Origin of the sequence: Metabacillus bambusae, assembly GCF_017497975.1 — a bacterium.
Classification (GTDB): domain Bacteria; phylum Bacillota; class Bacilli; order Bacillales; family Bacillaceae; genus Metabacillus; species Metabacillus bambusae.
In genome coordinates this window covers 162,204-172,379 of the sequence record NZ_JAGDEL010000011.1, presented here as the reverse complement: position 1 = coordinate 172,379, position 10,176 = coordinate 162,204, and the positions used below count along the sequence as shown (strand labels likewise).

Sequence of the window (10,176 nt, the reverse complement as noted above, 5' to 3'; positions counted from 1 at the left end):
ATGAGATTTCCCATAGCGTAAGCTAGTAAGATCCCTGAAAGATGATCAGGTTGATAGGTCTGAGGTGGAAGCGCGGTGACGTGTGGAGCTGACAGATACTAATCGATCGAGGACTTAACCTAATAAAAGCGTTAAATGAAGTGAATTGAATTGTGTATCGTTATCTAGTTTTGAAGGAATATCCCTTCAACTTAATAAATTATCTGGTAATGATGGCGAAGAGGCCACACCCGTTCCCATGCCGAACACGGAAGTTAAGCTCTTCAGCGCCGATGGTAGTTGGGGGTTTCCCCCTGTGAGAGTAGGACGTTGCCAGGTAAGAGAGAAAAAGATCAGTAGAGATACTGGTCTTTTTTTATTACGTTAAAAATAGTTGTAAAAACTATCCTCATTTCTAACTTTTATTAAGTTAAAGGTTGGATGTGTAAAGATAATCAATGGGTGGAAGATTATAAAGGTCTCGGTTATTGGCTGCAAACTTCGATAAAAGACAGATTAGAGATAGTGACATTAGTTACTAGTCTTTTTTGATACTTTTTATAGGGGTTTATAGGTTTTTCTTACACATAGATATTTTAAGATATTTTTTCATTGTTTAGTGTATCTGAATATTCAGTAATTATAAGGAAATCCTATTAGTATTCATAAGCTCCGTAACTTTTTCAAAAGAATAACTTTGACCCATTGTATCGGTGAATATATTTTAGTAAAATATAGCCTACTTTATTGTTATCTGAGGAGGAGTTGTGTTGCTTCACAACAGTATTACTATGGTTATGATTATTTTGGTCATTAATATCGTTTATGTCTCATTTTTTACGATCAGAATGATTTTAACGTTAAAAGGTCAGCGTTATTTAGCTGCATTTATAAGTATGTTTGAAGTTGTTATTTATGTAGTTGGTCTTGGTTTAGTGCTTGATAACTTAAATGAGATTCAAAACTTAATTGCATATGCAGTAGGATATGGAATTGGTGTTATAGTAGGAATGAAAATAGAAGAGAAATTAGCGCTCGGTTATATTACGGTTAATGTTATTACAACAGAACATGATAAGGACTTGCCAAAGCAATTGCGGGAAAAAGGATATGGAGTTACAAATTGGATGGCAAATGGATTAGAAGGTGATCGTTTATCGATGCAAATTCTTACTCCACGAAAATATGAGCTTAAGCTTTATCAAACGATAAAGGAGCTAGATCCTAAGGCGTTTATTATTGCCTATGAGCCAAAAACGATTCATGGTGGCTTCTGGGTGAAAGCTGTACGGAAAGGGAGAATCAAGGCATGACAACTAAGCCTAAAAAGCAAAAATTTACTGTTGAAGAGAACGAAACTATTGATGACTGTTTAGATAGAATGCGTCAAGAGGGCTATTTTCCAGTTAGAAGAATGGAGCAGCCAATCTTCAAGGAAGAGATTCGTGATAATATCGTTGAACATGTACCTTGTGGTAGGATGATTGTATTTGAAGGAAAATTACTGTAAAAACCGAACATTAACATACTAAAAAAATAAATCGTTCGATTTTACGTTGACATTGATAGTCTTCATTGTTAAGATAATACATGTAAATAAGCGATAACGATAACCTCATATAAAATTGGGAATATGGCCCAGAAGTTTCTACCCGTTGACCGTAAATCATCGGACTATGAGGGAAAGTGTACGTATATACGATTCGGATGAAAAATGATTAATCCGGGCTCGATGTACTGTACTTTCTCTATAAAAGGAGAAAGTGCAGATATCGAGCCTTTTGTGTTTGTATGAAAAAATGGAACAACGCTAATATTATTGAATAACCATTTGTATCAAAGTAAGTAATGCTAAAGGTGGGGAAAAGATGGAGCCGCTTGTTGGGGTTATTATGGGAAGTACATCTGACTGGGAAACAATGAAGCATGCATGTGAGATATTAGATGAGCTTAACGTACCATATGAAAAAAAGGTAGTATCTGCACATCGTACTCCTGATTACATGTTTGAATATGCAGAGAATGCTAGAAATAGAGGTTTAAAGGTAATCGTTGCTGGTGCAGGTGGTGCAGCACATCTACCGGGAATGGTTGCAGCGAAAACAACACTACCTGTTATAGGTGTTCCAGTTCAGTCAAAGGCGTTAAATGGTCTTGATTCATTACTATCAATAGTACAGATGCCAGGAGGAGTCCCAGTAGCAACAGTTGCTATTGGTAAAGCTGGGGCAACGAATGCTGGATTGCTTGCAGCTGAAATTCTTTCAACAGGAGATCAGAGCTTAGCTGACAAACTTGATACTAGAAGAGAAGAGCTTCGTTTAAAGGTGCTAGAGAGCAGTGATGAACTTGAATAGTAAAAGAATCCTTCCAGGTCAGACAATAGGAATTATCGGTGGTGGACAGCTTGGTCGAATGATGGCGATCGCTGCAAGGCAACTTGGCTATCGTATCGCAGTATTAGATCCAACAGTAGATTGCCCTTGTGGTCAAATTGCTGATATAGAGATCACAGCAAGCTATGATGATTTGGATGCAATAAAAAAGCTAGCTGAAATTAGTGATGTTATTACTTATGAATTTGAAAACATAGATTATACTGCTTTGACTTGGCTAGAGGAAAATGCACATTTGCCTCAAAAGAGTTCATTATTACTGCTTACACAAGATCGTGAAACAGAAAAAGCTGCCATTGAAAAAGCAGGATGTGTAGTAGCTCCGTATCAGATCATTCATGATGAAGTAGAGCTAACAGATGCCATAAAGCTACTTCAGTATCCTAGTGTGTTAAAAACGTGTAGAGGCGGTTACGATGGAAAGGGTCAGGTTGTACTCCGTTCAGAGCAAGATTTAGCTGAAGCAAAAAAACTATTATTACTTGGAACATGTATTTTAGAGAAATGGGTTCCTTTTGATAAAGAAATTTCAGTTATTGTCACGAGATCTGTTAATGGAGAAACAAAGACGTTCCCAGTAGCTGAAAATATCCATAAAGACAATATTTTATATCAAAGCATTGTACCAGCAAGAGTTACGGAAGAGGTCATAACAAGAGCACAACAGGTAGCAATAAAGCTTTCAAATAGCTTCGAACTTGTGGGAACACTTGCTGTAGAAATGTTTTTAACAATAGATGGAGACATTTTTATTAATGAATTAGCTCCACGTCCACATAATTCTGGTCATTATACGATTGACTTATGTGAAACAGATCAATTTGAACAACATATTCGAGCGGTGTGTAACCTTCCTTTAGGGCGTACTACATTACTACAAAGTGGAATGATGATTAACCTTTTAGGGGAAGATTTAAGTATTATCAATGACCATATTTCATTACTCGAAACTGCAAAGCTTCATCTTTACGGAAAGAAGGAACCAGTTGCTAAACGTAAGATGGGACATGTTACTCTTATAAGTGAATCAATAGAAAAAGACATAGAAAACATTAACCATATATGGGGCCAAAATTAGAACGGGGGCAAAAAGATGATTGAACGTTATACAAGAGAAGAAATGGGATCTATTTGGACGGAAGAAAACAAATTTAAAGCATGGTTAGAGGTTGAAATTCTTGCTTGTGAAGCTTGGGCTGAATTAGGTGTTATTCCTAAAGAGGACGTTGCTCTTCTTCGCAAAAACGCTTCATTTGATGTTAATCGTATCAATGAAATCGAGCTAGAAACCAGACATGATGTAGTAGCATTCACTAGAGCTGTATCTGAGACATTAGGTGAAGAGCGCAAGTGGGTTCATTATGGCTTAACTTCAACTGATGTAGTAGACACAGCCCTTTCTTACTTACTTAAACAAGCAAACGATATTCTTTTAAAAGATATCGAGAACTTCATTCAAATTTTAAAAGATAAAGCACAAGAGCATAAATATACAGTTATGATGGGGCGTACACATGGTGTTCACGCTGAACCAACAACATTTGGCTTAAAGCTTGGTCTTTGGTACGAAGAAATGAAGCGTAACCTAGATCGCTTTAAACGTGCGGCATCAGGTGTTGAATTCGGAAAGATATCTGGAGCGGTTGGAACATACGCAAATATCGATCCATTTGTAGAAAAGTATGTGTGTGAGAAATTAGGAACACAACCTGCACCTATCTCAACTCAAACGTTACAACGAGATCGTCACGCAGATTACATGGCAGCTTTAGCATTAGTTGCAACTTCGATTGAAAAATTTGCGATCGAAATCCGTGGATTACAAAAGAGTGAAACACGTGAAGTTGAAGAGTCCTTTGCTAAGGGTCAAAAAGGATCTTCTGCAATGCCACATAAACGAAATCCAATCGGATCAGAAAACATGACAGGCCTTGCACGTGTGATTCGAGGCTATATGCTAACAGCGTATGAAAATGTGCCGTTATGGCATGAAAGAGATATTTCTCACTCATCTGCTGAACGTATTATCTTACCTGATGCAACAATTGCATTAAACTACATGTTAAATCGCTTCGGAAATATTGTGAAGAACTTAACTGTTTTCCCTGAAAATATGAAGCGTAATATGGACCGTACACAAGGCTTAATCTATTCTCAACGTGTACTACTAGCTTTAATTGATACAGGTATGACTAGAGAAGAAGCTTATGACCTTGTTCAACCTAAAGCAATGGAAGCTTGGGAGAAACAAGTACCATTCCGTGGGCTAGTTGAAGCTGAAGAAAAGATTACATCACGCCTTTCAGCTGAAAAGATTGAAGATTGCTTTGATTATAACTACCACTTAAAAGGTGTAGATGCAATTTTCGAACGTTTAGGTCTATAAAGATCACAAAAAAATAGCAAGGGTCTACTAAAAAGCCCCTTGCTATATCTTTGATTAAAATACAGGGTTAGATTATCTAACAAATAATACGTACTAGCCTGAAAGTTCACAATATTCCGTTTAGGAGGGCTACCATGATTACTGAAAAACTTGACTTACTTTACGAAGGTAAAGCAAAACGCATTTATAAAACAAATGAACCAAACATTTTACTAGTATCTTATAAAGATTCTGCAACAGCTTTTAACGGTGTGAAAAAGGAAGAGATTACTGGTAAAGGTCGCTTAAACAATGAGATTTCAACATTGATTTTTGAAAAGCTAACAGCTAATAATATTGAAAATCATTTTGTGAAGCGCTTATCTGAGACAGAGCAGCTTGTGAAAAAAGTGACAATTATCCCACTTGAAGTTGTTGTTAGAAATGTTGTTGCTGGAAGTCTTTCTAAACGACTTGGTATTGAAGAAGGAACAGAAATCAAAGAAACACTTGTTGAGTTCTACTATAAAGATGATGCATTAGGTGACCCACTAATTACCGAGGATCATATTGCACTTTTAAACCTTGCAACGAAGGAGCAAGTTGAAACGTTAAAAACACTTGCTAAGCAAGTAAATGAAGTATTAAAGTCTCACTTTTTATCATGTGATGTACGATTAATTGATTTTAAACTAGAATTTGGAGTCACTGAAGAAGGAAACATCATTTTAGCTGATGAAGTTTCACCAGATACTTGTCGATTATGGGATATTAAAACAAATGAAAAATTTGATAAAGATGTTTTCCGCCGAGGTATTGGCAGTTTAACTGATGCATATGAAGAGATTTTAACTAGACTTGGAGGCCAATCATAATGTACAAAGTAAAAGTTTATATCACGTTAAGAGAAAGTGTATTAGATCCACAAGGAAGCGCAGTTAAGAGTGCATTACACAGTATGTCTTATAATGAGGTTCAAGATGTTCGTATCGGAAAATATATGGAACTAACGATTGAAAAGTCAGATCGTGACCTTGATGTAGCCGTTCGTGAAATGTGTGAAAAATTACTTGCTAATACAGTGATTGAAGACTTTAGCTATGAGGTACAGGAGGTTGTCACAAAGTGAAATTCGCTGTGATCGTTTTCCCAGGATCTAACTGTGATGTTGATATGTATCATGCTATTAAGGATGAGCTTGGTGAAGAAGTAGAGTATGTATGGCATGACGAAACAGATTTAAGTGGTTTTGATGGAATTTTATTACCGGGTGGTTTCTCTTATGGAGATTACTTACGTTCAGGTGCTATTGCTGGTTTTTCTAATGTTATGAAAGAAGTTGTAAAAGCGGCTGAAGCAGGTAAGCCTGTACTTGGCGTGTGTAATGGATTCCAGATTTTATTAGAAGTAGGATTACTTCCAGGCGCGATGAAAAGAAACGAGAACTTAAAGTTTATGTGTCGACCAGTAAACCTAAAGGTTGCCAATAATGAGACAGCTTTTACGTCTGCATATAAGCAAAATGAGATTATCTCCGTTCCGATCGCACATGGAGAAGGGAATTATTATTGTGATGAAGAAACACTTCAAACGCTAAAAGCAAACAATCAAATTGTGTTAACGTACGAAACGAATCCAAATGGGAGCTTAGTGGATATCGCTGGTATTACTAATGAACGTGGAAATGTTTTAGGAATGATGCCACATCCTGAACGTGCGGTTGACGAGTTACTAGGAAGTGCAGATGGATTAAAATTATTTCAATCTATTGTGAAAAACTGGAGGGAATCTCATGTCACTACTGCTTGAACCAACTAACCAGATGATAAAAGATGAAAAAGTCTACAGACAAATGGGTGTAAGTGATGATGAGTTTGCCCTTATTGAAAAGATAATCGGTCGTCTTCCGAATTACACTGAAATCGGTATTTTTTCAGTTATGTGGTCTGAGCACTGCAGCTATAAAAATTCAAAGCCTATTTTGAAGAAATTCCCTATAACTGGAGAAAAAGTATTACAAGGTCCTGGAGAAGGAGCGGGGATTGTCGATATCGGTGACAATCAAGCGGTTGTGTTTAAAATTGAAAGTCATAACCACCCTTCAGCAATTGAGCCATACCAAGGTGCAGCAACTGGTGTGGGTGGTATCATTCGTGACGTTTTCTCTATGGGAGCAAGACCAATTGCAATCTTAAACTCTTTACGCTTCGGTGAATTAAAAACACCACGTGTGAAATATTTGTTTGAAGAGGTTGTTGCTGGTATTGCTGGCTACGGTAACTGTATTGGGATTCCGACAGTAGGTGGGGAAATCCAATTTGACAGCTCATACGAAGGAAATCCACTTGTTAATGCCATGTGTGTTGGATTAATTAATCATGAAGATATTAAAAAAGGTCTGGCAAAAGGCGTTGGCAACACGGTTATGTATGTTGGAGCTAAAACTGGTCGTGATGGAATTCATGGTGCGACATTTGCTTCTGAAGAATTGACTGAGGATTCTGGAGAAAATCGTCCAGCTGTTCAAGTAGGGGATCCATTCATGGAGAAACTTTTACTAGAGGCTTGTCTTGAAGTCGTTAAAAATGATGCTCTAGTAGGTATTCAAGATATGGGTGCTGCCGGATTAACAAGCTCATCAGCAGAAATGGCTAGTAAAGCTGGATCTGGTATTGAAATGAACTTAGACCTTATACCACAACGTGAAACAGGCATGACGCCATATGAAATGATGCTTTCTGAATCACAAGAAAGAATGCTTCTTGTTATTGAAAAGGGAAGAGAGCAGGAAATCATTGACCTGTTTGAAAAATATGATTTAGAAGCTGTAACAGTTGGTAAAGTAACAGACGATAAAATGCTTCGTCTTTTCCATAAAGGAGAAGTAGTTTGTGAGCTTCCAGTTGATGCATTAGCTGAAGAAGCACCGGTTTATCATAAACCTTCAGCAGTACCTGCGTACTTTGAAGAGTTCCAACAAATGGACGTTGCACCAATTCAAGTGGATAACTATAAAGAGACGCTTATTAATTTATTAAGCCAACCGACAATTGCAAGTAAAGAATGGGTTTATGATCAATATGATTATATGGTACGCACAAATACAGTTGTAGCACCAGGCTCTGACGCTGCAGTTGTTCGTATTCGTGATACGAAAAAAGCATTAGCAATGACAACTGACTGTAATTCTCGTTATTTATACTTAGATCCTGAAGTTGGCGGACAAATTGCAGTAGCTGAAGCTGCACGTAATATTGTATGTTCAGGTGCAACCCCATTAGCTATTACTGATAACTTAAACTTCGGTAATCCTGAAAAGCCTGAGATTTTCTGGCAAATTGAAAAAGCAGCTGACGGTATTAGTGAAGCATGTCGTGTGTTAGATACACCAGTAATCGGTGGAAACGTATCGTTATACAATGAAACGAACGGAACGGCAATTTACCCTACACCTGTTATTGGTATGGTTGGGTTAATTGAAGATACAGACTATATTACAACTCAAGATTTCAAAGCAGCTGAAGATCTTATTTACTTAATTGGGGAAACTAAGCCTGAATTTGGTGGTAGTGAGCTTCAAAAGCTAACTTACGGGAAAATCTTTGGTAAATCACCAGAGCTTGATTTAGAGAAGGAAAGAAATACATTAGGACAGCTTTCAAAAGCGATCCGTGCAAATACAGTTGCATCTGCTCATGATGTATCAGAAGGTGGAGTTGCTGTTGCCCTAGCAGAGCCTCTATTTGGTGGAAACGGGCTTGGAGCAACTGTAACACTTAAAGGTGATGCAACTGCTGCATTATTTAGTGAATCACAAACAAGGTTTGTTGTTTCAGTGAAAAAAGAAAATCAACAAGCGTTTGAACAACTGGTTAATGCGGTTTGTATTGGAGAAGTAACTGATACAGGGAAACTTATCATAAATAACGAAAACGATGAATCACTTGTCGATGCATCTGTTGAAGAATTAAAGGATGCATGGAAAGGAGCTATCCCATGCTTGCTGAAATCAAGGGATTAAATGAAGAGTGTGGCGTCTTCGGAATTTGGGGTCACAAAGAAGCGGCTCAAATTACGTACTATGGTCTACACAGTCTTCAGCACAGAGGTCAAGAAGGTGCAGGGATTGTTACAACTGATGGTGAGAAGCTAACAGGCATGAAGGGGTTAGGCTTAATTTCAGAGGTTTTCGGAAACGGCAAATTAAATGAGTTATCTGGTAAAGGGGCTATAGGACATGTTCGTTATGCGACAGCAGGTGGAGGCGGATATGAAAATGTCCAGCCTTTGCTTTTTAAATCACATAGCGGAAGTTTAGCACTCGCTCATAACGGTAACCTTGTAAATGCTAATCAGCTTAAACATCAGCTTGAGAGTCAAGGTAGTATTTTTCAAACAACTTCGGATACAGAGGTGCTTGCACATCTTATAAGAAGAAGCGGCTATCAGGATATGAAGGAAGCTGTCAAAAGTGCGTTAACAGTTATTAAGGGAGCATATGCTTTCTTAATTATGACTGAAACGGAAATGATGGTTGCGCTCGATCCTAATGGTTTGCGTCCTTTGTCAATCGGTGTAATGGGAGATGCTTATGTCGTTGCTTCAGAAACATGTGCCTTTGATGTTGTTGGAGCAAAATACGAAAGAGATGTTCAACCAGGTGAGCTATTAATTATTAATGATGAAGGAATTCGCTCTGAGCGTTTCTCAATGAATATTAATCGTTCAATTTGTAGTATGGAGTATATTTATTTCTCTCGTCCAGATAGCAATATTGACGGAATTAATGTTCATACAGCTCGTAAAAACCTCGGTAAACGTTTAGCTGTCGAGTCAGAAATTGATGCTGATGTTGTAACAGGTGTACCGGATTCAAGTATTTCTGCTGCGATTGGATTTGCAGAGTTAACTGGTATCCCATATGAGCTAGGCCTAATTAAAAATCGTTATGTAGGACGTACATTTATCCAACCTTCACAAGAATTACGTGAGCAAGGTGTAAAAATGAAGTTATCGGCTGTACGTGGTGTTGTTGAGGGAAAACGAGTTGTTATGGTAGATGACTCTATTGTACGTGGAACAACTAGTAAACGAATTGTAACAATGCTTCGTGAAGCTGGAGCAAAAGAGGTTCATGTTCGAATCAGTTCACCGCCAATTGCGAATCCTTGTTTCTATGGAATTGATACATCAACACACGAGGAACTGATTGCATCAAGCAATTCAGTAGAAGAAATTCGTCAAATGATTGGGGCAGACAGCTTAGCCTTTTTAAGTGTAGAAGGTTTACTAGAAGGCATTGGTCGCCAATATGAAGGTGAAAACAAAGGGCAATGCTTAGCATGCTTTACAGGACGTTACCCTACTGAAATATATCAAGATACTGTGCTTCCACATGAGAAGGCATAAATAAGAAAAGCGTAAGCGCCTTGAGAC

Annotated in this window: 10 protein-coding genes, 2 rRNA genes and 1 riboswitch; all 12 genes read left to right on the top strand. The window is 37.8% G+C overall.

Annotated features, from left to right (window positions below; all coding sequences use genetic code 11):
- Window positions 1-122, top strand: a 23S ribosomal RNA gene (locus I7822_RS15700); the annotation flags it as partial.
- 80 nt (window positions 123-202) lie between these two features.
- Window positions 203-318, top strand: a 5S ribosomal RNA gene (gene rrf, locus I7822_RS15695).
- 431 nt (window positions 319-749) lie between these two features.
- Window positions 750-1,292: a DUF2179 domain-containing protein gene (locus I7822_RS15690; RefSeq protein WP_207979831.1), complete on the top strand. Its 543-nt coding sequence runs from the start codon at window positions 750-752 to the stop codon at window positions 1,290-1,292.
- A complete protein-coding gene (locus I7822_RS15685) occupies window positions 1,289-1,489 on the top strand; it encodes an NETI motif-containing protein (protein WP_207979829.1) in 201 nt (66 codons plus the stop codon). The genes I7822_RS15690 and I7822_RS15685 overlap by 4 nt, the downstream gene beginning before the upstream one ends.
- Window positions 1,490-1,574: 85 nt before the next feature.
- A riboswitch (purine riboswitch) is annotated at window positions 1,575-1,676 on the top strand.
- A 171-nt stretch (window positions 1,677-1,847) separates the two neighbouring features.
- The gene (purE, locus tag I7822_RS15680; RefSeq protein ID WP_207979827.1) at window positions 1,848-2,336 is read left to right on the top strand and encodes a 5-(carboxyamino)imidazole ribonucleotide mutase; all 489 of its coding nucleotides are present in this window, start codon (window positions 1,848-1,850) and stop codon (window positions 2,334-2,336) included.
- Window positions 2,323-3,453: a 5-(carboxyamino)imidazole ribonucleotide synthase gene (gene purK / locus I7822_RS15675; protein WP_207979863.1), complete on the top strand. Its 1,131-nt coding sequence runs from the start codon at window positions 2,323-2,325 to the stop codon at window positions 3,451-3,453. The genes purE and purK overlap by 14 nt, the downstream gene beginning before the upstream one ends.
- Window positions 3,454-3,468: 15 nt before the next feature.
- Window positions 3,469-4,761 carry an adenylosuccinate lyase gene (gene purB, locus I7822_RS15670; RefSeq protein WP_066333783.1) on the top strand — a complete coding sequence of 431 codons (1,293 nt, stop codon included), beginning with the start codon at window positions 3,469-3,471 and terminating at the stop codon, window positions 4,759-4,761.
- 134 nt (window positions 4,762-4,895) lie between these two features.
- Window positions 4,896-5,615, top strand: coding sequence for a phosphoribosylaminoimidazolesuccinocarboxamide synthase (gene purC / locus I7822_RS15665; RefSeq protein ID WP_207979824.1), 720 nt, complete (start codon window positions 4,896-4,898; stop codon window positions 5,613-5,615).
- Window positions 5,615-5,869 (top strand): phosphoribosylformylglycinamidine synthase subunit PurS, encoded by a 255-nt coding sequence (purS, locus tag I7822_RS15660; RefSeq protein ID WP_066333767.1) that lies wholly within the window; start codon window positions 5,615-5,617, stop codon window positions 5,867-5,869. Before purC ends, purS begins: the two co-directional genes overlap by 1 nt.
- A complete protein-coding gene (gene purQ, locus I7822_RS15655) occupies window positions 5,866-6,549 on the top strand; it encodes a phosphoribosylformylglycinamidine synthase subunit PurQ (RefSeq protein ID WP_207979822.1) in 684 nt (227 codons plus the stop codon). The genes purS and purQ overlap by 4 nt, the downstream gene beginning before the upstream one ends.
- Entirely contained in the window at window positions 6,533-8,761 is a 2,229-nt protein-coding gene (gene purL / locus I7822_RS15650; RefSeq protein WP_207979820.1) for a phosphoribosylformylglycinamidine synthase subunit PurL, read from the top strand. The genes purQ and purL overlap by 17 nt, the downstream gene beginning before the upstream one ends.
- The gene (gene purF, locus I7822_RS15645; RefSeq protein ID WP_207979819.1) at window positions 8,737-10,149 is read left to right on the top strand and encodes an amidophosphoribosyltransferase; all 1,413 of its coding nucleotides are present in this window, start codon (window positions 8,737-8,739) and stop codon (window positions 10,147-10,149) included. The genes purL and purF overlap by 25 nt, the downstream gene beginning before the upstream one ends.
- Window positions 10,150-10,176 lie beyond the last annotated feature (27 nt).